This is a genomic window from Nocardioides eburneiflavus, assembly GCF_004785795.1.
In the GTDB taxonomy this organism is placed as follows: domain Bacteria; phylum Actinomycetota; class Actinomycetes; order Propionibacteriales; family Nocardioidaceae; genus Nocardioides; species Nocardioides eburneiflavus.
Genome location: NZ_SRRO01000001.1, coordinates 3,565,940 through 3,591,337, shown reverse-complemented (window position 1 = coordinate 3,591,337; position 25,398 = coordinate 3,565,940). Strand labels below are relative to the sequence as shown.

The following is a 25,398-nucleotide window of genomic DNA, read 5'->3' as shown; positions in this document are numbered from 1 at the left end:
CGCCACCCGGATTTCAGCCAGAGTCCAGCGAGAGACCCGGAGAAGACACATGGAACTGACCACCGTCTGGTTCGCCCTGATCGCCGTGCTGTGGGTCGGCTACTTCTGCCTCGAGGGCTTCGACTTCGGGGTCGGGATGCTGCTGCCCGTCCTCGCGCGCGACGAGACCGAGCGCCGCGTCATGATCAACACGATCGGACCCGTGTGGGACGGCAACGAGGTGTGGGTGCTCGTGGCCGGCGGCGCGACCTTCGCCGCCTTCCCCGAGTGGTACGCGACGCTGTTCAGCGGGTTCTACCTCCCGCTGCTGCTGATCCTGGTCGCCCTGATCGTGCGCGGACTGTCCTTCGAGTACCGGCACAAGCGCGACGAGGCCGAGTGGAAGGCGCGCTGGGACCTCGCGATCATCGTCGGCTCGGTCGTGCCGGCCCTGCTGTGGGGCGTCGCGTTCGCCAACATCGTCGCGGGCGTGCCGATCGACGCCGACAAGGAGTTCACCGGCACCCTGTTCACGCTGCTCAACCCCTTCGGCCTGCTCGGCGGCCTCGTCACCCTGACGCTGTTCGCCGCGCACGGAGCGATGTTCGTCGCCCTGAAGACCGACGGCGACATCCGCCACCGCGCCCGGGACCTCGCCGTGCGGATCGGCGCGGTCGCCGCCGTGCTGGCGGTCGTGTTCCTCGTCTGGACACAGGTCAGGACCGGCACCGCACTCACCGCCGTCGTCTTCGCGGTCGCGGCCCTGGCCCTGGTCGGCGGGCTCGTCGCCGCCCGCGCCGGACGCGAGGGCTTGGCCTTCGTCGGCACGTTCGCCACGATCGGGCTCGCCGTCGTCGGCCTCTTCCTGGCGCTGTTCCCCGACGTGATGCCGTCGACCACCGACCCGGCGTACTCGCTCACCACCACCAACGCGGCCGCCACGGCGTACACGCTGAAGGTGATGACGTGGGTCGCGGTGGTCTTCACGCCCATCGTGCTGGGCTACCAGGCCTGGACCTACTGGGTGTTCCGCAAGCGGATCTCGGTGCACCACATCCCGACGGCCGACCTCGCGGACGCCTCGAGGTGAGGCCCCTCGACCCGGCCGTCCTGGCCCACCTGCGGCCTGCCCGCGGGTCGCTCGCCCTCGTCGTGGCGAGCGGCGTCACCGGCGGGCTGGCCACGGTGGCACAGGCCTTCGCCCTCGGCGCACTCGTGGTCGCCGCGGTCACCGCGCCGGCCGGGGGCTGGGAGACGGCGGCCTGGGCGTTCGGCGCACTCGTGCTGCTGCGGACGGCCGCGGCGTACGTCGGCCAGCGCGCAGCGGCGCGCGCGGCCGGCGAGGTCTCCGGCGCCCTCCGCGACCGGCTCCTCGACGCCGCGCGCCGCCCCGGCGGGCCCGACCCGGACCGCCTGACCGTGCTCGCCACCCGCGGCGTGGCCGGCGTCGAGCCGTACGTCACCCGCTACCTCCCGGCCCTCGTCCCGGCCGCGGTCCTGCCGGTCGTGACGCTGGCCGCGATCACCTGGCTCGACCCGCTGTCGGGGCTCGTGGTCGCGCTGACCCTGCCCCTGGTGCCGGTGTTCGCCGTCCTCGTCGGGCTCACCACGCGTGACCGGGCCCGGACCCAGTGGCGTGCGCTCGAGACGCTGTCGGGCCACTTCCTCGACGTGGTGCGCGGGCTGCCGACGTTGGTGGCCCACCGCCGCGCCGAGGCCCAGGTCGAGACCATCCGGGCGGTCACCCACCGCTACCGCCGGGCCACCGTCGACTCCCTCAAGGTCGCGTTCGCCTCGTCGTCCGTGCTCGAGCTGGTGGCCACCATGTCGGTCGCGCTCGTCGCCGTCACGGTCGGCCTGCGGCTGGCGTCCGGTTCGGTCGGCTTCGAGGTCGCGCTGACCGTGCTGCTGCTCGCGCCCGAGGCGTACTGGCCGCTGCGGCGCGTGGGTGCAGAGTTCCACGCGGCGGCCGAGGGCACCGCCGCCCTCGCCGACGCCGACGCCGTGCTCGCCCGCGCGTCGGCCGACGCCCCCGGGTCGGTGCAGCCGCCCTCCCCCGCGCTGGCGCTGCGCGGCCTGGAGATCGGGCACGAGCGCCCCCTCACCGGGCCGCTCGACCTCGAGCTCCCGGCCCGCGGACTGGTCGCGGTGGCCGGGGCGTCCGGCTGCGGGAAGTCGACCCTGCTCGCCACCCTGCGCGGCGAGCTGGCTCCCCTGGCCGGCGACGTCGTCGTCGGCGGGACCCCGCTCACCGCGGTCGACCCCACGTGGTGGCGTTCCCGGGTCGCGTGGGCACCGCAGCGGCCCTGGCTGCTCGCCGACACCATCGGCGCCAACGTCCGTCTCGGCCGGCCCGGGGCGGGCGACGACGAGGTCTGGGCAGCACTGGAGGCCGTCGACCTCGGCGACGTCGTACGCGCCCTCCCCGACCGGCTGGCCACGCCGCTCGGCGAGGACGGTGCCGGGCTCTCGGCCGGCCAGCGGGCCCGCGTCGGCCTCGCCCGGGTCGTCCTGGCCGAGCGGCCCGTCGTGCTGCTCGACGAACCGAGCGCGCACCTCGACGAGGAGACCGAGCGCGTGGTCCTGGACACCCTGTCCCGTCTCGCCCGCCGCAGCCTCGTCGTCGTGGTGGCCCACCGGCCCGCCGTGCTGGTGGCCGCTGACCGGGTCGTCGACCTCTCGCGCGACCTCGCCCTCCCGCCTCGGCCGCAGGTGGCGGCAGTTCGCACGCCATCCACCGCGCCACCTGCGACCCGCCGCCACCCCGCCGCGGCCCGGGCGGACCTCGCCGAGCCCGCGGACGACCGCCCCCGCTGGGGCCTGCGGACGGCCACGCTCCTCGGCGCCCTCTCCACGGCCTCAGGGGTGGCCCTCACCGCCACCGCCGGCTGGCTGATCACGCGCGCCAGCGAGCAGCCGCCCGTGCTGCACCTGATGGTCGCCATCGTCGGCGTACGCCTCTTCGGCCTGGCCCGGCCGGTGCTGCGCCACGTGGAGCGGGTGCTGAGCCACGACGTCGTGCTGCGCGAGCTCGCCGAGCGCCGCGCGCGGGTCTTCGCCGACCTGGTACCGCTCGTCCCGGGCCGGCTCGGCCCGCGGCGCGGCGACCTGCTGACGCGCGTCGTCGACGACGTGGACGCGCTCCTCGACGAGCGCCTGCGGGTGCGCCAGCCACTCACCGGCGCCGCACTGGTGGGCGCGGGAGCCGCGCTCCTCACCGGGCTCGTCGCCCCGGTCGCGGGACTGGTCGTGCTGGCGGTCGCCACCACCGGCGGCCTCGCCTTCGCCCTCGCCCGGCACGGCACGGCGGCGGCCGAGCCACGGGTGCTCGCGCACCGGGCCGCGCTCGGCACCCGCGTCGAGGAGGTCGCCCACGGCGCCCGTGAGCTCGAGCAGTGGGGCGCGACGGGGCGGGCACTCGCCGCGGTGCGCTCGGAGTCGGGCGAGCTGGCCCGCGCCGTACGCCGCTCGACGCGGACGGTCGCCGCCGCCACCGCGCTCAGCAGCGCCGCGGCCGGCCTCGGCGTCGTGGCCGTCGCCGCGCTGGTCGACCCGGCGAGCACGTCCCCCGCGCGTCTGGCCCTGCTGCTGCTCGTCCCCCTCGCGCTCGCCGACGTCACGGGCCCCCTGGCCGACGCCGGCGCCCTGGCCGTACGCGCGCGTGCCGCCCGCGAGCGGCTCGGCCGGCTCGCCGCCACCGAGCCCGCGGTCACCGACCCCGCCGTCGCCGACCCGGCGCCCAGGGCGTACGACGTCACGATGGACCGCGTCGGCCTCGGCTGGGACGGTCACCCCGTGCTCACGCTGGACCACCTCGGCCTGCGCCCCGGCGAGCACGTGGGCGTGACCGGGCCGTCCGGGTCGGGGAAGTCCACCCTCGCCGCGACGCTGGTGAGGTTCATCGACCCGGTCACCGGCGTGGTGCTGCTCGGCGGCACCGACCTGCGCCGGCTCACGCTCGACGACGTACGCCGCCGGGTCGGCCTGGTCGACGACGACCCGCACGTGTTCGCCTCCAGCGTCGCCGAGAACGTCCGGCTCGCGCGACCCGGCGCGTCCGACGACGACGTGCGCGCGGTGCTCGACCGCGCGTGCCTCGGCCCGTGGGTCGACGCGCTGCCGGAGGGCATGCACACCCACGTCGGCGACGGCCGGCGCGAGGTGTCCGGCGGCGAACGGGCGCGCCTCGCGCTGGCCCGCTCGCTCCTGGCCGACCCGCCGGTGCTCGTGCTCGATGAGCCGACAGCGCACCTCGACGGACCCACTGCGCGGGTCGTGGCCGATCAGCTGCTCGGTGCCGCGACCCGGTCGGGGCGCTCGATCGTGTGGATCACCCACGGCACCGTCGGGCTCGGCGCCATGGACCGGGTGGTGCGTCTCGACGACGTGCCGGGACGGGCAGGCGTCAGCCGCCCGACTCTCGTGGGGAGCGCAACGGGAGGGTGAAGCGGAAGGTGCTCCCCCAGCCCAGCTCGGAGGTCACCGACAGCGTGCCGCCGTGCGACTCGGCGATGCGCTGGGCGATCGGCAGCCCGAGACCGGTGCCGGGCACCGAGAGCGCGTTGGGGTTGGTCGAGCGGTGGAACGCGGAGAACACGTGCTGCTGGTCGGCCTGCGAGATGCCCAGCCCGGTGTCGGTGACCTCGACACTGACCTCGTCGTCCGCGACCGTCATCGTCACGGTCACCGTCCCGTCCTCGGGGGTGTACTTCACGGCGTTGTCGACCATGTTGTCGATGACGCGGGCGAGCTCCTCCGGGTCGCCGAAGACGATGACGGGCGCCGGTCCGGGCGGGTCGAACCGCAGCACGACCCCGGCCTGCTTGGCCCGGATGCTGAGCAGGTCCACGCTGGCCTCGCACAGCTCGGAGAGGTCCACGGCGCGGCGGACGGTCTCGCGCCGCCCCTGGATCCGGGAGTAGTGGAGCAGGTTGGCGACCAGGTTGTTGAGCCGGCCGGCGTTGCGGATGATCGCGTCGACCGAGGTCAGGTCGGGGTGCCGGTCGGCGATCAGCTCGGCGTGGCCGAGGATCGCGGTGAGCGGGGTCTTGAGCTCGTGGGAGATCGTCGCGATCAGCTCGCTGCGATAGCGGGCGAGCTCGCGCAGCTCCTGCACCAGCCGCTGCTCGGTCTCCAGCACCCGCGACGCCCGGACTGTCTGGGCGAGCAGGCGCCCGACCTCGAGCACGGCGTCGGCCTCTGACGGCGTGACCGGCCGGGCGTGGCGCGCGAAGCCGAGCACGAGGTAGCCGACGAGGTCGTCCTGCGACACCAGCGGGCACACCAGGGCGCGGTCCACGCGCATCCCCCGCATCAGCTGCTGCATGCGTGCGGCACTCCGCGGGAGGCGCGCGGAGCCGGGGTCGTCGACGCCCAGCTCGATCAGCACCGGCAGGTCGGGGAGCTGCGCGAGGTCCTCACGGATCTCGGGCACGTCCTGCTGGGGGGTGAAGGCGAAGGGCGTGCCGACGCCGAGCTGGCTGCCCTGTGCGTCGGAGGGGAAGGTGCGCACCACGGTCTGGACGGTGCCCAGCGAGTCCGCGACGGCCGACACGGCGGTCGTCAGGGCCTGCGAGAGGTTCTGCGCCGCGGTCGACGCGCCGGCCACGGTGGTGAGCATCCGGTCGAGGCGGACCCGGTCTGTGAGCCGCTCGCGCTCACGCGCGTTGGACAGGGCCACGCCGGCCTGGACGGCGAACATCTCCAGCAGCTCACGGTCCGCCTCGTCGGGCACCTTGCCGTCGGCGGGCAGGTCCACCGCCATGTTGCCCAGCAGCTCGCCGGCGGCGGAGTAGAGCGGGGCGTAGAGCGCGTGCTCGGGGTGCCACGCGTCGGGGTCCTGGCTGGCCTCGAACTCCGGGATCCAGGCCGCCTCCAGCCGCTCGGCGGACATCCGCCCGGCCGGGACGAACCGAAGGATGCCCCACTTGTCGGCCTCGCGGAACTCGTCGAGGATCTGCTCGGCGGGCGTGCGGCGGTGCAGGATCTGGGCCACGACGTCGGGCGGGCCGGCGACGTGCGTCATGACCAGCACGTCGCCCTCGAGACGGGCGATGGCCGCGACCCCGTAGCCGAGGACGTCCACCACGCCGTGCGCGATCTCCTCGAGGATCACCTCGGTGTCGGTGGAGGAGTTGACGCGGCGCATCAGCTCGGCCAGCCGGCTCAACGCGCCCTGGTTGCGCGGCATGTCCACCTCCCCACCCCCAACCCGTGACGAGCCCCCACGACGGCGCCGTCGCTCGATGCTAGGGCCGTCAGGCCTCGATCACCACAGGAATGATCATCGGACGACGGCGGTGGGCACGGTTGACCCAGCGGCCGACGACACGTCGTACGACCTGCTGCAGCTGGTAGCTGTCGGTGGCGCCGTCGGCGATCGAGGCGTCGAGCGCATCGATGATCGGCTGCTTGATCTCGTCGAAGGTGGTCTCGTCCTCGGCGAACCCGCGGGCGTGGATCTCCGGACCGGACACGACCTTGCCGGTCACGGAGTCGACCACCACGATCACCGACAGGAAGCCCTCCTCGCCCAGGATCCGGCGGTCCTTCATCGAGGCCTCGCTGATGTCGCCGATGGTGGTGCCGTCGACGAAGACGTAGCCGACGTCGACCTTGCCGACGACCTTCGCGACGCCGTCGACGAGGTCGACGACGACGCCGTCCTCGGCGAGGACGACGTTCTCGACCCCGGTGGCCCGGGCCAGGTCGGCGTTGGCGCGCATGTGGCGGATCTCGCCGTGCACCGGCATCACGTTGCGCGGCTTGACGATGTTGTAGCAGTAGAGCAGCTCGCCGGCGCTCGCGTGGCCGGAGACGTGGACGAGCGAGTTGCCCTTGTGCACCACGTTGGCGCCGAGGCGCGACAGGCCGTTGATCACCCGGTAGACGGCGTTCTCGTTGCCGGGGATGAGCGAGCTGGCCAGGACGACGGTGTCGCCCTCCTCGAGGTGCACGAAGTGGTGGTTGTTCTGCGACATGCGGCTCAGCGCGGCCAGTGGCTCGCCCTGGGAGCCGGTCGAGATCAGCACCTGCTTGTGGGGCGGCAGGTCGGCGAGCTCCTTGGCCTCCACCATCACCCCCGGCGGGACGGTGAGGTAGCCCAGCTCCTGCGCGATGGCCATGTTGCGGACCATGGAGCGGCCGACGTAGCCGACCTTCCGGCCGTGGGCCACGGCGGCGTCGAGCACCTGCTGGACGCGGTGCACGTGGGAGGCGAAGCAGGCGACGATGATCCGCTTCTCGCTCTTGGAGAAGACGCGGTCGAGCACCGGTGCGATGTCCTTCTCCGACGTCGTGAAGCCGGGCACCTCGGCGTTGGTGGAGTCGGTGAGGAACAGGTCGACACCCTCGTCCCCGAGGCGCGCGAACTCGTTGAGGTCGGTGATCCGGCCGTCGAGGGGCAGCTGGTCCATCTTGAAGTCGCCGGTGTGCAGGACCACGCCGGCACCCGTGCGGATCACGACGGCGAGGGCGTCGGGGATGGAGTGGTTGACGGCCACGAACTCGAGCACGAACGGCCCGAAGGTGATCGTCTGGCCCTCGGCGACCTCGTACTGGGCGGTCTCCTTGAGCCGGTGCTCGCGCAACTTGGACCCGAGCAGGGCCAGGGTCAGCTTGGAGCCGACGAGCGGGATGTCGCCGCGCTCGCGCAGGAGGTACGGCGTCGCGCCGATGTGGTCCTCGTGGCCGTGCGTCAGCACCAGTGCCTCGACCGCGTCGAGGCGGTCCCGGATCGGGTCGAAGTCGGGCAGGATCAGGTCGACGCCCGGGTGGTGGTCCTCGGGGAACAGCACGCCGCAGTCGACGATCAGCAGCCGGCCGTCGTACTCGAAGACGGTCATGTTGCGACCGACCTCGCCCAGCCCACCAAGCGGGATGACCCGGAGGCCTCCGGCCGGGAGGGGGGCGGGCGCGCTCAGGTCGGGGTGGGGATGGCTCAAGGGATTCCTCGGGTTCGGTTGTCGGGAGGTCAGATGAGGCCGGCCGCGGCCAGCCCGGTGCGGAGCGCCGCGACCTCGTCCTCGTCGAGTGCGACGAGCGGGCCGCGGACGCGGCGGTTGTCGAGCACGCCGAGCAGCTCGAGGGCTGCCTTGGCGGTGGTGGCTCCGTAGTTGGGGACGCCCATCACGGCGTCGAACGCCGGCAGCAGCGACGTGTGGATCCGCAGGGCCTCGGCGAGGTCGCCGTCGACCCAGGCGCCGATCATGGCGGCCAGCTGGTCGCCGGCGGCGTGCGCGACGACCGACACCAGCCCGACGCCGCCGTAGGCGAGGTAGCCGAGGGTGTTGACGTCGTCGCCGGAGTAGACCGCGTAGCCCAGGTCGACCAGCTGGGCCGTGCGGGCCAGCAGACCGGAGGCCTCCTTGACCGACGTGACGTGGTCGTAGCGCCGCATCGCCTCGTAGGTCTCGAGCTCGATGAGGCTCGCGGTGCGCCCGGGGACGTCGTAGAGCATCACCGGCAGGTCGGTGGCCTCGGCCACGGAGCTGAAGTGGTGCTGGAGTCCCACCTGACCGGGCTTGTTGTAGTAGGGCGAGACGACCAGCACGCCGTCGACACCGACCTTCTCGGCCTGGCGGGCCAGCTCGACCGAGTGCGCGGTGGCGTTGGTGCCGACGCCGGCGATGACGGTGGCACGGTGGCCGACCGCGTCCTGGACGGCGCGGAGGATCTCGCCGTCCTCGGCGACGGAGGTCGTCGGGCTCTCGCCGGTGGTGCCGCTGACGACGACGCCGTCGCTGCCGTGGTCCACCAGGTGCACCGCGATCCGGGCCGTGCCCTCGAGGTCGACGCTGCCGTCCTCGTGGAACGCGGTGGCCATCGCGGTGAGCAGGCGGCCGAACGGGAGGTCGGAGCTCGTGGGCGTGCTCGCTTCGCTCGTCTCGCTCATGGGCGAAGGTTATCGCCCCCACCGCCCCCGGGTGACGGCGGCGAGCCACGCACGGTGTCGGCGGCCCGGCCCATACTGGGCGCCATGGCCTACGACGAGGTGCTGGCGCGACGGATCTCCGACCTGCTCGAGGGCGAGCCGGGGGTCACGTCGAAGAAGATGTTCGGTGGGCTGGGCTACCTGGTCGGGGGCCACATGGCGGTCGCCGCGGCGAGCAGCGGCGCCCTGATGGTGCGCGCCGACCCGGCGGACTGCGAGGCGTGGGCCGACGGCGAGGCCATCAAACCGATGGAGATGCGCGGGCGTCCGATGGCAGGGTGGCTGCTGGTGGACATCGCGGCCGTGGCCGACGACGACGAGCTCGGGCAGTGGGTCCACCGCGGGGTGCGGTTCGTCCGCACCCTGCCTCCCAAGCCGCCGTCGCCCTGATCAGGAGAACCGTGCCCGATCTCGACCTCCCCGCCTGGCTCACCTCCCGTCAGCGGGAGACGATCGTGTCGCTGGCCGAGCGCAACGACGCCGAGCACCGCGACGACCTGCTCGGACTCGTGCTCAGCGGCTCGGCCGCCCGCGGGCTCGCCACCGAGCGCTCCGACCTCGACGTGGTGGTCGTGCTCGCCGACGAGGCCGCCTCGGGGCGCTCGACCGACAAGTCACCCGAGGTCGACGAGATCGTCGACTCCTGGTCCGAGCTCACGACCGTCCCGCCCTTCGGCACCGAGCACTGGTGGTCCCGCTGGTCCTACGCGTGGGCGCCGGTGCTGCTCGACCGCACGGGCGGCGAGCTGGCGGCCGCCGTGCGCCGCCAGGCGACGGTGCCGCCCGAGGAGGCCGACACGGTGCTGGTCGAGCACGACCGGCTCGACGGCTGGGTGAACTTCGCCTACCGCGCGCTCAAGAGCGACCGCGACGGACGAGCCCTCGAGGCGCGGCTCGACGCCGCCGAGTCGGTGCCGTGGCTGCTCGACGTGGTCTTCACGATGGCCGGGCGGGTGCGGCCCTACAACAAATACCTGGCCTGGGAGCTGCGCACCCACCCACTCGACGGCTGGCCAGCCGACGAGCTGCTCGCGCTGGTGCAGCGCACCCTGGTCGGCGACGCGTCCGCCGTGCGCGAGACCTTCGCGCGCGTCCGCGCCGCGTGCACGGCGTACGACGCGGTGCGCGGGCACACGCGCGCCACCGACACGGTCGCCGGCTGGGGTGCCGAGCTGGCGATCTTCGACCGCCCCGGGAGCTAGCGCACCCGGAACACGGGGCGCACCGAACGAGTCGTCCCCGGACAGCACCACCGGTTCAGCGGTTGGCGAGGGACTCGACGATCACCGGGAGCACGTGGTGCTCGAGCATCGGTGCGAGGTCGTCAGGGTGGTCGCGCAGCGGGGTCCAGCGGACCTCGGCGATCTCGGCGGACGCGACGGGCTCGTCGTGCGACTCCACCCAGAACACCGTCGAGTGGAGCGTGTGGCCCGGCTCGTTGGCTGCCGCGGAGTGGAACTCGCCGAGCAGCGTGGCCGCCGCGATCCGCAGGCCGACCTCCTCGTACGTCTCCCGCAGCGCCGCGTCGCGTGCGCTCTCCCCCGGCTCGAGCTTGCCGCCGACGAGCATGAAGCGCTCGGTGCCGCGCTTGCGGACCGTCAGCACGTGCCCGTCACGGACCAGGGCGACCGCCGCGACCACGATGTGCCTGTCGTCGGGGGTCTGCATGGTCCGAGCATCTCAGGGAGCGCCAGACAGCACGCAGCCACCCTGACCGGGGCTTACCCGGCGGGTGGCTGCGCGATGCTGCTCGCTGACCCGTCAGCCGCCTCTCGGCGAACGGCCGCTCGTGGCGGCGAGTGGTGAGGCCCGGGGGCATGATGCGGAATCAGCTGACCGTCACAACGGCGGCGGGGTCGGGTTCATTCCCGCGCCGAACCCCTCAGCCCAGCGCCCGGCGTACGGCCTCGAGCGCGTCGGCGTCGGTGACGCCGAGGGACCGCACCGTGGCGGCGTACGACGCGGCAGCCTCGCGCAGCGACCGGGAGACGCCGTGGCCGGAGACGAAGGTGCCCGCCCGGCCGCGCGTCTCGACGACCCCGAGCACCTCGAGCTCCTTGTAGGCGCGAGCGACGGTGTTGGCGGCGAGGCCGAGAGCGTCGGCGAGCGTGCGTACGGGCGGCAGCCGGTACCCGGGCTCGAGGTATCCCGCCTCGATCTGCTCGCGGAGCCCGTCGCGGACCTGCACGAACGGGGGTACGTCCGAGCTGCGGTCGAGGGTGAGCCTCACGCCGCGGGATCCATCCGCTCGAGCCAGACGCGTTCGTACCCGTCGAAGCTCTCGCGCGCGGTCTCGACCCACTCCCCCGCGGGGAACTGGGGGTAGTGCACGTCGCCCTCCGGCTCGAGGTCGACCTCGGTCAGCACCTGGTGGGTGGCGTACGGCAGCAGCGCGGCGTAGACCTCGCCACCGCCCGCCACCATCAGGTCACCGGGCTGGCGCGCCGCGAGCTCGAGCGCGTCCTCGACGGTGTGCGCGACCAGCACGCCCTCGTGGGTCCAGCCGACGTGGCGGGTGAGGACGATGGTCGTACGCCCGGGCAGCGGGCGGCCGATCGACTCGAAGGTGGTGCGCCCCATCAGCAGCGTGTGGCCCCAGGTGAGCTCCTTGAACTGCGCCTGCTCACCGGGGAGCCGCCAGGGGATGTCGGGGCCGTTGCCGATGACGCGGTTGCGGGCGTGGGCGGCGACGAGCACCACGCGCTGGTCGGGACGGGTCACGGGACCGACCCTACTGAGGTCAGGACCTTCCGCCCCTGTTGCCCGCGCCCCGGCCGTGTCACGGTGGAAGGCAGACATCCGACACCTGGAGGCTCCCATGAGCACCACCGACAGCACGACCTGCCCTGACTGCCACGCCCTCGTGGCGGACCTCGTCGCCCACGAGAGGTGGCACACCCGGATCGTGGCCGACGTCGCGAAGGCCGTCAGCCAGGCCCTCGAGCGTCGCTAGACCACGGCTCAGACAGCGATGGGCGCCTTGATGCCCGGGTGGGGGTCGTAGCCCTCGACGGCGATGTGCTCGAGGTCGAAGCCGTCGATCTCGGTGACGGCGGGGTCGAGCACCAGGCGCGGCAGCGGCCGCGGGTCGCGGGTGAGCTGGAGCCGGGCCTGGTCGACGTGGTTGAGGTAGAGGTGCGCGTCACCCATCGTGTGCACGAAGTCTCCCACCTCGAGCCCGGTCACCTGGGCGACCATGTGCGTCAGCAGCGCGTAGGACGCGATGTTGAACGGCACGCCGAGGAAGGTGTCGGCCGAGCGTTGGTAGAGCTGGCAGGAGAGCCGGCCCGGACCGGTCCCCGAAGGGGCGACGTAGAACTGGAAGAGCGTGTGGCACGGCGGCAGGGCCATGTCGTCGACGTCGGCGACGTTCCATGCCGAGACGATGTGGCGCCGCGAGTCGGGGTTGGTGCGGATGCCCTCGACGAGCCGGGCGACCTGGTCGACGTGGCGGCCGTCCGGCGTCGGCCACGAGCGCCACTGGTGGCCGTAGACCGGACCGAGGTCGCCGTCGTCGTCGGCCCACTCGTCCCAGATCGTGATGCCGCGGTCCTGGAGCCACTTGACGTTGGTGTCGCCGCGCAGGAACCACAACAGCTCGCCGAACACCGAGCGCGTGTGGACCTTCTTGGTCGTCACGAGGGGGAAGCCCTCGGACAGGTCGAAGCGCATCTGGTGGCCGAAGACGCTCAGCGTCCCGGTCCCGGTGCGGTCGGTCTTCTCCACGCCCTCGTCGAGGATCCGCTGGAGCAGGTCGAGGTAGGCGCGCACGGGACGACTCTACGACCTCGGGACCCGCGCCTCGGCGACGACGCACTCGACGTCGAAGGCGAAGTCGTCCCCGGTCCGGAGGCCGTCGTACGCCGTCCGCAGGCGGGCCTGCACGTCCGCGGACTGGGCACGCCACAGGACGCCGAAGTTGCCGACCGAGGTGAGTCCGGCCCACAGGTCGGCGGGCGCGACCCGCCACGTCCACGACGTGGTGCCCGCGTGCGTCACGGCCAGGCCGGCCTCGCCCAGGATCCCGGCGAGCCCATGCGGCGAGCGCTCGAAGTCGCGATCGGCCGGCAGCCGCGACGGCGACGGGCGAACGGCGCCCGCCGTGTCGAGGAGGGAGCTCCACATCTCGGCCTGCGGTGGCGGGGTGCTGCCCCAGATCGAGGCGCGCACGACGCCGCCCGGCGCGCCGACGCGGGCGAGCTCCCGCGCCGCGGCCCTCGGGTCGTCGACGTGGTTGAGCACGAAGTTGGCGGTCACCACGTCGAAGCCGTCGTCGGCGTGCGGCAGGTCGGGGAGGCCGCCCACGACGACGTCGTCATCGAGCGCGTCACCGGCCAGGTCCGCCATCTCGGGATCCGGCTCGACGCCCAGCGCCTCGTGTCCGGCCCGCCGGGCCGCCTGCACGAGCGCACCCGTGCCGCACCCCACGTCGAGCAGCCGGCTGCCGCTCGGCAGGCCATCGACCAAGGTCGGGATCGCGCCTGCGCACAACCCGGCGAAGCTCCGCGCGTACGCCCGCGCCACACCCGTCCACAACGCCTCCGCCACGAGGCGCGACCCTACGGGCTCGGGTGCGGCGAGCCTCCAAACCACCCCGCGTTCCTCGCTGGTCGAGGAGCCCGCGAGGGACGAGCGGCGTATCGAGACCCACCACGAACCCGTCCACAGCCGTCGCTCAGGCCGATGGGCGTTGTCGGTGGGCTCCCCTAGGATCGAACACATGATCGACGGACGGGCAGCCGGGGCACGAGGGGTCGCAGACGACCTCTCGGCCTCCGATGTGCTGTCCGCGATCCGTGAGCGCAAGGCCGCCGAGGACCGGGCCGCGGCCGACCAGCTGGTCCTCGCCGCCCGCTGGGCCGACCTGCACCCGCCCGAGTCGATCCACACGGCAGCGTCGTTCACGGTGCCCGGGTCGCAGCACGAGGAGCCCATCGCCGGTGAGGGTGCCCCGTTGGTGGCGGAGTTCTGTTGCGCCGAGCTCGGCACCGTCCTCGGGATCACGTCGACGGCGGCGAAGAAGCTCATCGGCCACGCCCTCGAGCTGCGCCACCGCCTGCCGCGGCTGTGGGAGCAGGTCCACGCAGGTGCGGTGCCGGCCTGGCGGGCCCGGGCGGTCGCGGACACCACCATCCACTCCTCACCCGCGCTCACCGCCGAGGCGGCGGGGTTCGTCGACGCCCAGGTCGCCGCCGTCGCCGGACGGATCGGTGTCGCGCAGCTCGACCGGGTCGTGGCGGAGGCGATCAAGCGCTACGACCTCGCCGTCGCCGACCCGACGCAGGACCCGGAGGACGGCTACCTCGCGGTCGACCCGCGCCACGTCACCGTGAACACCGAGGACGTGCACTACGCCGGCACGATGCGGATCGAGGCCGAGGTCGACCTCGCCGATGCCCTTGACCTCGACCGCGCCGTCGCCCACCGTGCCGCCACCCGTGCCGCCCTCGGCTCTACCGAGTCCCTGGACGTCCGGCGGGCCAAGGCCCTCGGCGACCTCGCCCGGACACAGACCGCGCTCGACCTCGCCGCGCCCGGCACCGACATCGAGGACCTCCCCGCCGCACGCGAGGTCGTCATCCACGCCCACTTCGACGCGTCCCTGTCCGGCGACACCACGGTCTTCGGGCTCACCGGGCGCATGGAGAGCGGCCAGCGGCTCGTGCTGCTCGACCAGGTCCGTGCATGGTGCGCCGACAGCCGCACGAAGGTGACCGTCGAGCCCGCCATCGACCTCAACGCCCAGCTGACCGCGCAGGGCTACGAGGTACCAGACCGGATCCGCGAGCAGGTCCGGCTCCGCGATCGCACCTGCGTGTTCCCACACTGCAGCCGCCCCGCCCGTGGCTGCGATGTCGACCATGTCATCCCGTACGACCACGACGCCGAGACCGAAGGCAGACCCCAACCCGGCCCCACCAGCACCGACAACCTCGCCTGCCTGTGCCGGTTCCACCACCGACTCAAGACCCACTCAGCCTGGCGGTACGAGACGACCTCGCCCGGGGTGTTCGTGTGGACCTCACCCCACGGCCGTCACCACCGGCGCGACCACACCGGCACCACCGATCTCGACCCACCCGATCCGCCGGGCATCCCGCGACCGCGCCGACGATGACCCCGCTCCGCACCCCGCCACCCACTGGGCAGCGGGGCCGTTGGCGCGCTCGATGGCACTCATCGCGGCAGATCCGGTCGTTGGGTTCGATCGTTCGGCTTGGACGGCGCCCTCGCCCAGCGCATGCTGCAGCCGGTAGTTTCATGGCGTTAGGGCTTGGCGTACCTCGGCAGTCTCGACGTGGCTGGCGAGCAGTCCCAACCGTTTCAACCGATCGCCGATGCGCCGCATGACGCGGTCACCCCTGCCACTGGGCTCAGTGTGTACGTCTTGGCGCTACGCCAATATGCGGTGGGCATTCGCGCTTCGGGCACCGGGGTTGGTGGTGGAGACGGAACTTCAATCGTCTGAAGCACGCTGGCTGGCGTTTCATGCTTGCGAACCTAGGGGGCATGCTGAGCAGCGATAGTCGCAGAAATCATGAGCTAATCGACCGCACGATTGAGCGTCATGCCCGGGCAGGCAGGCGCCAAGGTACATGCAGTAAACGGGCGCGCGAGGATGCGGGCTGTCCGTGACGGCGACCAGACTCCATCGGGCCGCCGTCACGAGCCTAGGCGTGGAGCAGCGAACTCACTGACTTAATAGTCCTCAGTGGCGATCTCGAACTTCGAATCCTCGACAGGTTCGAAGTGAACCCAGTCCCAAAGCAGCCAAGGCTGACGATCGTGCAGCGCTTCTAGCCACACGCCGGTCGCAGTGTCCACGGTGATCTGGAATGCGTCACCCTGTTGTCCGCGCTGTTCAAATGACAGCGCGTCTCGCCCATGCGCGACTGTTCTGGCAACGCTGGACAGGATGCCGCGGTCTTCCTCTAGTCGTTCTTGCCAGAACTCGCTCGGATACCGCACCAGAATCCGAGGTGCGGTGTATGGATTGGTCCCATCGGGACGTCGCTCCTTGATCACCGCTGCGCCCGTCTCCCGATCGCGATGCCAGACGTGCGACGTCCCGATGATCGTCTCCGGTTCTCCCGGGGGTTCCTCCACGCGCAAGAGGTCACCTCGAACGTGTACTGCCTGGGTCACCACAGTTCCTGGTCGGTACTCGCGACAAATCCCTCGAAGCGAGACAGCCTCGGGTGCCCGAGTTAGAGCAGAGAGGAGTTCCAGATGCGTCACAGCCACCGCGGTGCGCCACCTCCGTCAGGGTTCTTCCACTTGGGGCCCGACGCATCTACACGGCGAGCTGGGTAGGTGCTGCCAGCCGGGTTGATGTCGAACCAAACCTTGTTGTAGTACTTATCGCCCCAGTTGCCGTAGTAGTCCCGATCTTCACGGTACATGTCGTAGTCGTTCACGCCGTTGAAGTCCGGATTGGGACACTTGTTCCAGGTCATGACGTCGTTGTCGGCGAAGGTGTCCGAGCGGCGAAGCTTGCACACGACATTCCTGTAGTAGGTGTCCTGACCAGAGGACCGCGTCAGATGCAGGCTGAGAGCCTTATCGCCGAAGTCTGCGGGGTTGGTGTTGACGTAGTGCCAGAACTGCACCGTGGTCGTCGAGATGAGGACGCTCGCCCCATTCGACTTCACGTGCCAGTACTGGGCGTAGGTCGTTTGATACTGCGGGTCACCAACGTCCTTCAGTAGCGCCCTAGACTTTGAGCGGATGACCGGGGTCCTAGGGCTTTTCTTGGGCGAGGTCTCGGCTCTGTCCAGAGCGCCCTCAATCTGGTCAATCTCAGCATCCGACAGATCGCCAGAGGCGTCGCTTACGAAGTCCTCAGCTGTAGAGGCATCGCCATCTCGCACGGCATGCGTCACCGCGTTCGACGCCAAGGCAACGAAGTCCTGATCGCTGAGTGCCGCAGGGTCGATGGGAATGCTGCTTACCGACACCGCGGTAAGGCACGTCTCGTCCAGCGAGCCCCCGAAGGCTTCGCATGATCCGGAAACGGACGACTGGTACGAAACGGCGTTCGCGGAACCTCCTGGAACTGCCAGCGTGACTGCGATCACGACGACTGCCGATGAACGCATCATGGCTTGCGCAAGTGCCCCATTGTTGAACCTTTCATCTGTTTGATATGCAGGAAGCCGGATGCTTGCACGGTGCTGGTTCGGGGAGCCCGATCGACACGCTCGGCGTACGACAAGAAATGGTGCTGGAGCACAGTGGCCGTTGCTTGCCAACGAGGGCACGTATGGAGGGCATCCGTTCTGCGGTTTTGGCTCGAGCATCGAGCATGCCAATGGCTTCCCCAGCGTGCGCGTCAGTTCCTGACATCGGCAGAGCCGCGCACCATCTGCGGCTAGATCCGCGCGCCCCCACCTGGTCTACTCACCCTGACCGGTGCTCGCACCACCTGCGCGGATGACCCTTCGTGGCCCTGAGGATCACCGCAACCGGATGGTGCCCGCACCGACCACGACCGTCACCGGCTCGTCGCACGACGACACCGTGCGACAGACCAGTACGGCACGGCGGCCGGACTCCGACTGCCGGACCGCGTCCTGGGCGCCGTCGCGACGCGAGGAGTCGATGAGGTGGGCCCAGCCGCCGTCGGCGAGCGGCACGCTCTGCACCAGCACGTCGTACCTCCCCAGCCCCGACACAGGCGGCGGGCTCGGCGTGGTGTCGAGGCCGGCGGGCGCCTCGTCGGTGGGCTCGACGTCGCCCCCGGCACCCACCCGCACGACCTCACCGGAGCGCAGCCGGACCACGGCGCCGGAGCCGTCGACGACGAAGGCGTCCACGCGAGGCAGCTCGACGACCACGTCCTCGAGGTGCAGCTCACCCTCGGCGTACCAGGCCACCGGCAGCGGGTTCGCCTCCTCTCGCACGTCGGGCGGCGACGGCTGTGCCGCCCACCAGGCCCAGCCGGCCGCCAGCACCGAGACGACCAGCGCGCCGACGATGCCGCGCCTCACTCCCCGGCGCCGCCGGGCCGCGCGCAGCCCCTCGGCCCGGGCGAGCCACGCCTCCGGCACGTCGCGCGGGTCGCGGGGGCGTACGGCGTGCGGCACGGGGTCCCCCGGTCGCGCAGGCAGCCCGGCCCGCTCACGCACCTCGGCCCAGATCACGACGTCGACCTGCTCCTCACGGACGCGCCGGTCCCAGCCGCGACGGCCGGCCAGCAGCACCTCGGCCACGGCGAGGCGCGCCTCGTCGGGAGAGACACCCTCGTCCTCGAGCCCGCCCACCAGGTCGGGCCAGCGCGCGTCGACGTAGCGCGCGAAGTCGGACTGCTCCGCCACCTGCACCGCCTCCCTCGACCCGTCCTTCGGAGCAGCCGCGGGTGCCGGATGACCTCAGGCGCTGAGCGACATCGGGCCGTAGACCTGGCGGTCGTGGTCGAACAGCGTCACGGCGGCGACGCCGTGCTCGGCGAGCTCTGCCCAGATCTCGCCCACCCACGACTCCGCGTCGCCCTGCGTGGCGAAGCGCTGGTCGGAGTGACCGGCGACCTCGACCGGCTCGCCGGCGGCGTCCTCGAGGCGCCACCACCACGGCCGCTCGGAGACCGACGGCTGGCGGAAGGTCGGGGGCTGCCCGGGGAGCACGTCAGGACTCCTTCACCGAGGGGTCGACGAAGGGCGGCTTGACCAGCTGGAAGATCTCGCGGCGCCCGCGCACGTCGACACCGACCTGCGCGTCCTCGGCGACCATCGTCGGGACCAGAGCGAGCCCGATGCCCTTCTTGAGCGTCGGCGAGAAGGTGCCGGAGGTGATGTCGGCCAGGGGTACGTCGTGGGTGAGCGTGACGCTCATGCCGGGGCGCGGGATGCCGCGCCCCACGGCGACCAGCCCGCGCAGCCGCCGCCGGGGACCCTCCTCCTTGATGCGCAGCACCGCCTCGCGACCCCAGAACGCGTCCTTCTTCCAGCCGACCGCCCACGACAGGCCGGCCTCGACCGGGTTGGTGTCGAGGGTGATGTCCTGTCCGTGGAGCGGGTAGCCCATCTCGGTGCGCAGCGTGTCGCGCGCGCCGAGGCCGCACGCAGTGATGCCCCACTCCTCGCCCGCCGCCATCAGCCGGTCCCACAGCTCGCCGGCGGCGTGGTTGGCCACGACGAGCTCGTAGCCGCGCTCGCCGGTGTAGCCCGTACGGCACACCACGACGCCGACGGTGTCCTCGCCGACCTCCAGGTCGGCCTCGACGAACGACATGTACTCGTGGCCGGTCGGCAGGCCCACCTTGTCGAGCACCTCGTCGGAGCGGGTGCCCTGCACCGCGAGCACGGCGTAGTCGTCGTGGTGGTCGACCACCTTCACGCCGTCCGGGGCGGCGGCCTGCAGGCGGCGTACGACCTCCGCGGTGTTGGCGGCGTTGGGGATCAGCAGCACGTGCTCGTCGTCGTGCCAGTAGGCGATGAGGTCGTCGACGATGCCGCCCGACTCGTCGAGGCACAGGGTGTACTGGGCCTTGCCCGGACCGATCTTGGCGAGGTCGTTGGACAGGGTCGAGTTGACGAGGTCGACGGCCCCCGGCCCCGACACCAGCGCCTTGCCCAGGTGGCTGACGTCGAAGATCCCGACGGACTCCCGCACGGCCGTGTGCTCCTTGACGACACCGGTCGCATACTCCAGCGGCATCGACCATCCGCCGAACTCGGCGTACTTCGCACCGAGGGCCTCGTGACGGTCGTGGAGGGGCGACTGCTTCAGAGATCCGGCCATGTGGCGCAACCTACCGCAGCATGCCTCGCGTCCTGACTCCCCTCGGGACTCCCCTAGCATGCCCGGGTGACCACCTACTCCGTGCGCAGCGCCAGCCCCGCCAAGACCCGAGCCGACGCGGTCGTCGTGGGAGTGGTCGCCGGCCCGAAGGGGCCGCGCCTGTGCGACGCGGCCGAGGACGTCAGCGCCGCCTACGGCCGCCGGCTGCGTCCGTTCCTGTCCACCCTGGGCGTCACCGGCAAGGCCGGCGAGGCGGTCAGGACGCCCACTCGCGACGAGGTCAACGCGCCCCTGCTGGTCTTCGTCGGCCTCGGCGAGGACCCGACCGACGCGATCGCCGTACGCCGCGCCGCGGGCGTCGCGGCCCGCAGCGTCCCCAACGCCGCGTCGGTCGCGCTCGCCCTGCCGGGTGAGACCCCGGAGCTGGTCGCCGCGGTCGTCGAGGGCCACCGCCTCGGCGGCTACACCTTCACGGCGTACAAGTCGACGAAGCCCGAGACCATCGAGCCGACCGACGTGGTCGTGCTCAGCTCGATCGCCCGCAAGGCCGAGGCCGTCGCCGCCCTCGAGGAGGCAGAGGTCCTCGCCGACGCCGTGGCGCTCACCCGCGACTGGGTCAACACCCCTCCCCGCGACTGCACTCCCCCGCTGCTGGCCGACCTGGTGACCGCCGCGCACAAGGAGGTCACCAAGGGCCGCGGCGCCCCCAAGGTGAAGCTCGAGGTCTTCGACCACGAGCAGCTCGCCGAGATGGGCTGTGGCGGCATCCTCAGCGTCGGCGACTCGTCGGCCGCGCCCTCGCGGCTGGTCAAGCTGACCTGGGCCCCCGAGGACGCCGTCAGCCACCTCGCGCTGGTCGGCAAGGGCGTCACCTTCGACTCCGGCGGGCTCACCATCAAGCCGTCCTCCAGCATGACCAACATGAAGGGCGACATGGCCGGCGCCGCCAGCGTCGTCGCCGCGACCCTCGCGATCGCGCGGCTCGGCCTGCCGGTCCGGGTCACCGCCTTCGCACCGATGGCCGAGAACATGGTCTCGGCCACCTCGACCCGCCCCGGCGACGTGATCACGATGCACGACGGCACCACCGTCGAGATCGCCAACACCGACGCGGAGGGCCGGATGCTGCTCGGCGACGCGCTCTCGCTGGCCGTGGTCGAGGAGCCCGACGTCGTCGTCGACATCGCCACCCTCACCGGCCACATGCAGCTCGCCCTCGGCGACAAGGTCGGCGCCGTGATGGGCACCGACGACCAGGTGCCCGCGGTCCTCGCGGCCGGCGCGGCTGCCGGCGAGCAGCACTGGCGGATGCCGATCCCCGAGGAGATGAAGGAGCGCATCACCAGCTCCAAGGTCGCCGACCTGCTCCAGCACGACTGGGTCCGCTGGGGCGGCGGCCTCTACGCCGCGGCGTTCCTGCGCGAGTTCACCGGCGGCCTGCCGTGGGCGCACCTCGACATCGCCGGCAAGGAGATGAACCTCGGCAGCCCGTACGGCCACGTCCCGTCGGGCGCCACCGGGTTCGGCGTCACCACACTGGTGGCGTACGCCCGGTCGCTGGCCGCGAGCGCCTGACCGGGCTAGATCCCCTCGGCCTTCTTGCGCCGGTTGTAGTCGCGCATCCGCTGCGGCACGCCCACGACCGCGGCGTCGTAGGACGGCACGCGGTGACGGTTGGCGAAGTCGTGCGCCCACTTCACGCTCGGCACCCGGCGGCGCGTCCACTCCCCGTCGTGGGCGACGAGCAGGATCGTCACGTCGCTGACGGCGGTGCGTGGCTCGACGAACCCCTCGACCCCCTGTCGCGTCCTCACGAAGTTCTCCAGGTGGCGCACGTCCTCACCGTCTGAGGCGCGCACGCGCGTGGAGCCGGTGCGGGTGGCGTCCCGCGCCGGAGCACTGGTGCGCCCCTTGCGACGGAATCGGTCGAACATGCCCATGACGCACATTCTGCCCAGACGATCCCCATCGCGCCCGTCGTCGGAACAGTTCGGCCCGGGATCGGCCGGGATCGGCTCGGGATCGGCACACCCGACCCGGTGTGGACAGGCACACGTTTGGTGCAAAGATGGACGCGCCCGTGATCGTCGGGCGAGTCGAGCATCTGGAGGGAATCAGTGACGGACGGAGAGTTCGACGTCCTCGTACTCGGGGCTGGTTCGGGCGGGTACGCCTGCGCCCTGCGAGCGGCCCAGCTGGGGCTGAGCGTCGGCCTGGTCGAGAAGGGCAACCTCGGCGGCACCTGCCTCCACGTGGGCTGCATCCCGACCAAGGCACTGCTCCACGCCGCGGAGGTCGCCGACTCGGCCCGCGAGGCCGCGCAGTTCGGCGTGAGCGCCTCCCTCGACGGCATCGACATGGCCGGCGTCAACGCCTACAAGGACAAGGTCGTCGACCGGCTCTTCAAGGGCCTCACCGGGCTGATCAGGTCCCGCGGCATCACCGTCATCGAGGGCGCCGGCGTCCTCACCGGCCCGCACGAGGTCACGGTCGACGGCACGGCGTACACCGGCAAGGCCGTGGTGCTCGCCTCTGGCTCCTACAGCAGGTCGCTGCCCGGCCTCGAGGTCGACGGCGAGAAGGTCATCACCTCCGAGCACGCGCTCCGCCTCGACCGCGTGCCGGCGTCGGCCATCGTGCTCGGCGGCGGCGTCATCGGCTGTGAGTTCGCCAGCGTGTGGAAGTCGTTCGGCGCCGACGTGACGATCATCGAGGCCCTCCCGCGCCTCGTCGCCGCCGAGGACGAGGCGTCGTCGAAGGCCCTCGAGCGCGCGTTCCGCAAGCGGAAGATCTCCTTCCTCACCGGCACGCCCTTCCAGAGCGTGAAGACCACCGACACCGGCGTCGCGGTGACCGTCGAGGGTGGCGACGTGGTCGAGGCCGAGGTGCTCCTCGTCGCCGTCGGCCGCGGACCGTCCACCGACGGTCTCGGCTATGCCGAGCAGGGCGTCGAGATGGACCGCGGCTTCGTCCTCACCGACGACCGCTGCCGCACCAACGTCGAGGGCGTGTACGCCGTGGGCGACATCGTGCCCGGGCTCCAGCTCGCCCACCGCGGCTTCCAGCAGGGCATCTTCGTGGCCGAGGAGATCGCCGGCCTCGACCCGCGGCCGATCGACGAGTCGGGCATCCCGCGGGTGACCTACTCCCACCCCGAGATCGCGTCCGTCGGCCTCGACGAGGCGGCCGCGCGTGAGCTGCACGGCGACGCGGTCACCACCATCACCTACGACCTCGGCGGCAACGGCAAGAGCCAGATCCTCCAGACCCAGGGCTTCGTCAAGCTCGTCGGCCTCGTCGACGGGCCGGTCCTCGGCGTCCACATGGTGGGCGATCGGGTCGGCGAGCTCATCGGCGAGGCGCAGCTGATCTACAACTGGGAGGCACACGCCGACGACGTCGCGCCGCTCGTGCACGCCCACCCCACCCAGAACGAAGCGCTCGGCGAGGCCCACCTGGCACTCGCCGGCAAGCCTCTCCACGCACACTCCTGACACCCAACCAACGCGAGCGAAGGAACCACATTGGCCTCCGAAGTCACCCTCCCCGCACTCGGCGAGTCCGTCACCGAGGGCACCGTCACCCGCTGGCTGAAGCAGGTCGGTGACACGGTTGCCGTCGACGAGCCGCTGCTGGAGGTCTCCACCGACAAGGTCGACACCGAGATCCCGTCCCCGGTCGCGGGGACGCTGCTCGAGATCAAGGCAAACGAGGACGACACCGTCGAGGTGGGCGCGGTCCTGGCCGTGGTCGGCGAGGAGGGTGAGTCCTCCGGTGACGCCTCCGGCTCCGCCGAGCCCGAGGCCCAGCCGGCCGACGAGGAGGAGTCGGAGAAGAAGGCCGAGCAGGAGGAGCAGGTCGCCGAGGAGACCGGCGAGGTCCCGGCCGGCGACGAGACCCCCGAGTCCGAGAAGGACGACGCCCCGGCGCAGTCCGAGCCCGCCGCCGAGGAGGCCTCGTCCGGCCAGTCCGGCTCGGGCGGCTCGGGCGGATCGGGCGGCGGTTCCGGTACGCCGGTGACGCTGCCCGCGCTGGGCGAGTCCGTCACCGAGGGCACCGTCACCCGCTGGCTCAAGCAGGTCGGCGACGAGGTCGCGGTCGACGAGCCGCTGCTGGAGGTCTCCACCGACAAGGTCGACACCGAGATCCCCTCCCCCGTCGCCGGCACCCTGCTGGAGATCAAGGCCGAGGAGGACGAGACCGTCGAGGTCGGCGCCGAGCTGGCCATCATCGGGTCCGGCGACGCCGCCCCCGCACAGGCCGAGGAGAAGTCCGAGCCCGAGCCCGAGCCCGAGCCCGAGCCCGAGCCCGAGCCCGAGCCCGAGCCCGAGCCCGAGCCTGAGCCTGAGCCTGAGCCTGAGCCTGAGCCTGAGCCCGAGCCTGAGCCGGAGGCCAAGGAGGCCCCGAAGGGGGAGGAGCCGAAGCAGGAGGCCCCGGCCCCGTCGCCGCAGGCGCCCGCTGCCGACGGCGGCTCCGAGGGTGGCCGCGACCAGACGGCGTACGTCACGCCGCTGGTGCGCAAGATGGCCGACCAGCACGGGGTGGACCTCGGCTCGCTGCAGGGCACCGGCGTGGGTGGCCGCATCCGCAAGCAGGACGTCCTCGACGCGGCCGCGGCCGCCAAGGAGGCAGCGTCCGCGCCCGCCGCCGCACCGGCAGCTGCACCCGCCGCTGCCGGGGCTCCCCCGGCCGCTGCTGCTCCGTCGTCGGCCTCGCCGTCGCCGCTGCGCGGCACCACCGAGCCGCTCTCGCGCCTGCGCAAGGTCATCGCCTCGCGCATGGTCGAGTCGCTGCAGGAGGCCGCCCAGCTGACGCAGGTCATGGAGGTCGACGTCACCGCGATCGCCCGCCTGCGCGAGGCGTCGAAGGCCGACTTCCAGGCACGAGAGGGCGTGAAGCTCACCTACCTGCCCTTCTTCGCCAAGGCCGCCATCGACTCGCTCAAGCTGCACCCCAAGCTCAACGCCGCGATCGACACCGACAAGGGCGAGGTGACCTACTTCGACCGCGAGAACATCGCGTTCGCCGTGGACACCGAGAAGGGCCTGCTGACCCCGGTCGTCAAGGAGGCCGGTGACCTCTCGATCGCCGGCCTGGCCAAGAAGATCGCGGACGTGGCCGAGCGCACCCGCACCAACAAGATCACCCCCGACGAGCTGTCCGGTGGCACCTTCACGATCACCAACCTGGGCAGCTTCGGGGCGCTGTTCGACACGCCGATCATCAACAAGCCGCAGGTCGCGATCCTCGGTCCCGGTGCGGTCGTCAAGCGGCCCGTCGTGATCGACGACCCCAACCTGGGCGAGACGATCGCGGTGCGCCACATGGTCCACCTGTCGCTGACCTACGACCACCGCCTGGTCGACGGCGCCGACGCCGGTCGTTTCCTCCAGGAGGTCAAGAAGCGCCTCGAGGCCGGCCAGTTCGAGGTCTGAGGTCAGTCGCCCGGAGCGAAGCGTCGGGCGACGTGGGCCGAAGAGGTTGAGGGACCGGCACCCCGGCGAGCCTGCGAGCCGGGTGCACCGGTCGTCTCGAAACCTGCTGAGCGCACCCGCCGCGCACACCGGAGCCCGGCTCCCACGACGCCCCGTCCGCCACGTGCGGGCGGGGCGTCGGCGTACGTCCAGGCCAGCCGTGTCCACAGGCTTCCCGCCCCCCTCACCCGGTAGTCCGCTGCGAACAGCCGCTCGCACCCGCCTCGGGACCGGCCGTTCGCAGCGGACTATCGCGGAGCGGGGCGGGGCCTG

The 25,398-nt window shown here is 72.0% G+C and carries 23 protein-coding genes; 9 read left to right on the top strand and 14 right to left on the bottom strand.

What is annotated here, in order from left to right:
* Positions 1-49: 49 nt before the first annotated feature.
* Together cydB and cydD are read left to right on the top strand one after the other, a co-directional pair.
* A complete protein-coding gene (gene cydB / locus EXE59_RS16840) occupies positions 50-1,069 on the top strand; it encodes a cytochrome d ubiquinol oxidase subunit II (protein ID WP_135839936.1) in 1,020 nt (339 codons plus the stop codon).
* Positions 1,066-4,425, top strand: coding sequence for a thiol reductant ABC exporter subunit CydD (cydD, locus tag EXE59_RS16835; protein WP_135839935.1), 3,360 nt, complete (start codon positions 1,066-1,068; stop codon positions 4,423-4,425). Before cydB ends, cydD begins: the two co-directional genes overlap by 4 nt.
* Here cydD and EXE59_RS16830 read toward each other — a convergent pair.
* From EXE59_RS16830 to dapA, 3 genes are all read right to left on the bottom strand, one after another.
* Complete coding sequence (locus tag EXE59_RS16830; RefSeq protein WP_135839934.1) at positions 4,385-6,169, bottom strand: ATP-binding protein; 1,785 nt, start codon at positions 6,167-6,169, stop codon at positions 4,385-4,387. The genes cydD and EXE59_RS16830 overlap by 41 nt on opposite strands.
* A 67-nt stretch (positions 6,170-6,236) precedes the next feature.
* Positions 6,237-7,922, bottom strand: coding sequence for a ribonuclease J (locus EXE59_RS16825; RefSeq protein ID WP_135839933.1), 1,686 nt, complete (start codon positions 7,920-7,922; stop codon positions 6,237-6,239).
* Positions 7,923-7,951: 29 nt separating this feature from the next.
* A complete protein-coding gene (gene dapA / locus EXE59_RS16820; RefSeq protein WP_135839932.1) occupies positions 7,952-8,872 on the bottom strand; it encodes a 4-hydroxy-tetrahydrodipicolinate synthase in 921 nt (306 codons plus the stop codon).
* An 84-nt stretch (positions 8,873-8,956) separates the two neighbouring features.
* Here dapA and EXE59_RS16815 point away from each other — a divergent pair, with 84 nt between their 5' ends.
* Both EXE59_RS16815 and EXE59_RS16810 read left to right on the top strand, forming a co-directional pair.
* Positions 8,957-9,301 carry a TfoX/Sxy family protein gene (locus EXE59_RS16815; RefSeq protein ID WP_135839931.1) on the top strand — a complete coding sequence of 115 codons (345 nt, stop codon included), beginning with the start codon at positions 8,957-8,959 and terminating at the stop codon, positions 9,299-9,301.
* An 11-nt stretch (positions 9,302-9,312) separates the two neighbouring features.
* A complete protein-coding gene (locus EXE59_RS16810; protein ID WP_168218561.1) occupies positions 9,313-10,113 on the top strand; it encodes a nucleotidyltransferase domain-containing protein in 801 nt (266 codons plus the stop codon).
* Between the two features lie 55 nt (positions 10,114-10,168).
* On the opposite strand, the gene EXE59_RS16805 is transcribed toward EXE59_RS16810, so the two are convergent.
* The 3 genes from EXE59_RS16805 to EXE59_RS16795 form a co-directional block, all read right to left on the bottom strand.
* Entirely contained in the window at positions 10,169-10,579 is a 411-nt protein-coding gene (locus EXE59_RS16805) for an NUDIX hydrolase (RefSeq protein WP_135839929.1), read from the bottom strand.
* Between the two features lie 214 nt (positions 10,580-10,793).
* Complete coding sequence (locus EXE59_RS16800; RefSeq protein WP_135839928.1) at positions 10,794-11,141, bottom strand: GntR family transcriptional regulator; 348 nt, start codon at positions 11,139-11,141, stop codon at positions 10,794-10,796.
* A complete protein-coding gene (locus EXE59_RS16795) occupies positions 11,138-11,632 on the bottom strand; it encodes a dihydrofolate reductase (RefSeq protein ID WP_135839927.1) in 495 nt (164 codons plus the stop codon). The genes EXE59_RS16800 and EXE59_RS16795 overlap by 4 nt, the downstream gene beginning before the upstream one ends.
* Before the next feature lie 97 nt (positions 11,633-11,729).
* Between EXE59_RS16795 and EXE59_RS24880 the strand changes: the two genes are divergently transcribed.
* Positions 11,730-11,864 (top strand): hypothetical protein, encoded by a 135-nt coding sequence (locus tag EXE59_RS24880; protein WP_281280326.1) that lies wholly within the window; start codon positions 11,730-11,732, stop codon positions 11,862-11,864.
* An 8-nt stretch (positions 11,865-11,872) separates the two neighbouring features.
* Here EXE59_RS24880 and EXE59_RS16790 read toward each other — a convergent pair whose 3' ends face one another.
* Together EXE59_RS16790 and EXE59_RS23870 are read right to left on the bottom strand one after the other, a co-directional pair.
* The gene (locus EXE59_RS16790) at positions 11,873-12,682 is read right to left on the bottom strand and encodes a thymidylate synthase (RefSeq protein WP_135839926.1); all 810 of its coding nucleotides are present in this window, start codon (positions 12,680-12,682) and stop codon (positions 11,873-11,875) included.
* A gap of 9 nt (positions 12,683-12,691) precedes the next feature.
* The gene (locus EXE59_RS23870; RefSeq protein ID WP_168218560.1) at positions 12,692-13,459 is read right to left on the bottom strand and encodes a class I SAM-dependent methyltransferase; all 768 of its coding nucleotides are present in this window, start codon (positions 13,457-13,459) and stop codon (positions 12,692-12,694) included.
* A 172-nt stretch (positions 13,460-13,631) separates the two neighbouring features.
* On the opposite strand from EXE59_RS23870, the gene EXE59_RS16780 reads away from it, so the two are divergent.
* Positions 13,632-15,029 (top strand): HNH endonuclease signature motif containing protein, encoded by a 1,398-nt coding sequence (locus EXE59_RS16780; RefSeq protein ID WP_135839924.1) that lies wholly within the window; start codon positions 13,632-13,634, stop codon positions 15,027-15,029.
* A 581-nt stretch (positions 15,030-15,610) separates the two neighbouring features.
* Here EXE59_RS16780 and EXE59_RS16775 read toward each other — a convergent pair.
* From EXE59_RS16775 to gcvT, 5 genes are all read right to left on the bottom strand, one after another.
* Positions 15,611-16,057, bottom strand: coding sequence for a hypothetical protein (locus EXE59_RS16775; RefSeq protein WP_135839923.1), 447 nt, complete (start codon positions 16,055-16,057; stop codon positions 15,611-15,613).
* Positions 16,058-16,146: 89 nt separating this feature from the next.
* Positions 16,147-16,989: a hypothetical protein gene (locus EXE59_RS16770; RefSeq protein ID WP_135839922.1), complete on the bottom strand. Its 843-nt coding sequence runs from the start codon at positions 16,987-16,989 to the stop codon at positions 16,147-16,149.
* Between the two features lie 378 nt (positions 16,990-17,367).
* Positions 17,368-18,228, bottom strand: coding sequence for a hypothetical protein (locus tag EXE59_RS16765; protein WP_135839921.1), 861 nt, complete (start codon positions 18,226-18,228; stop codon positions 17,368-17,370).
* 54 nt (positions 18,229-18,282) lie between these two features.
* Positions 18,283-18,534 (bottom strand): hypothetical protein, encoded by a 252-nt coding sequence (locus EXE59_RS16760; protein WP_135839920.1) that lies wholly within the window; start codon positions 18,532-18,534, stop codon positions 18,283-18,285.
* A gap of 1 nt (position 18,535) precedes the next feature.
* The gene (gcvT, locus tag EXE59_RS16755; RefSeq protein ID WP_135839919.1) at positions 18,536-19,651 is read right to left on the bottom strand and encodes a glycine cleavage system aminomethyltransferase GcvT; all 1,116 of its coding nucleotides are present in this window, start codon (positions 19,649-19,651) and stop codon (positions 18,536-18,538) included.
* Positions 19,652-19,717: 66 nt separating this feature from the next.
* Between gcvT and EXE59_RS16750 the strand changes: the two genes are divergently transcribed.
* On the top strand, positions 19,718-21,226 hold the full coding sequence (locus EXE59_RS16750; protein ID WP_135839918.1) for a leucyl aminopeptidase: 1,509 nt from the start codon (positions 19,718-19,720) through the stop codon (positions 21,224-21,226).
* A gap of 5 nt (positions 21,227-21,231) precedes the next feature.
* Here EXE59_RS16750 and EXE59_RS16745 read toward each other — a convergent pair whose 3' ends face one another.
* Positions 21,232-21,591 (bottom strand): hypothetical protein, encoded by a 360-nt coding sequence (locus tag EXE59_RS16745; protein ID WP_135839917.1) that lies wholly within the window; start codon positions 21,589-21,591, stop codon positions 21,232-21,234.
* 177 nt (positions 21,592-21,768) lie between these two features.
* Between EXE59_RS16745 and lpdA the strand changes: the two genes are divergently transcribed.
* Both lpdA and sucB read left to right on the top strand, forming a co-directional pair.
* On the top strand, positions 21,769-23,145 hold the full coding sequence (lpdA, locus tag EXE59_RS16740; protein WP_135839916.1) for a dihydrolipoyl dehydrogenase: 1,377 nt from the start codon (positions 21,769-21,771) through the stop codon (positions 23,143-23,145).
* Between the two features lie 30 nt (positions 23,146-23,175).
* Positions 23,176-25,086, top strand: a complete 1,911-nt coding sequence (gene sucB, locus EXE59_RS16735) for a 2-oxoglutarate dehydrogenase, E2 component, dihydrolipoamide succinyltransferase (RefSeq protein WP_135839915.1) — start codon at positions 23,176-23,178, stop codon at positions 25,084-25,086.
* Positions 25,087-25,398: the final 312 nt, after the last annotated feature.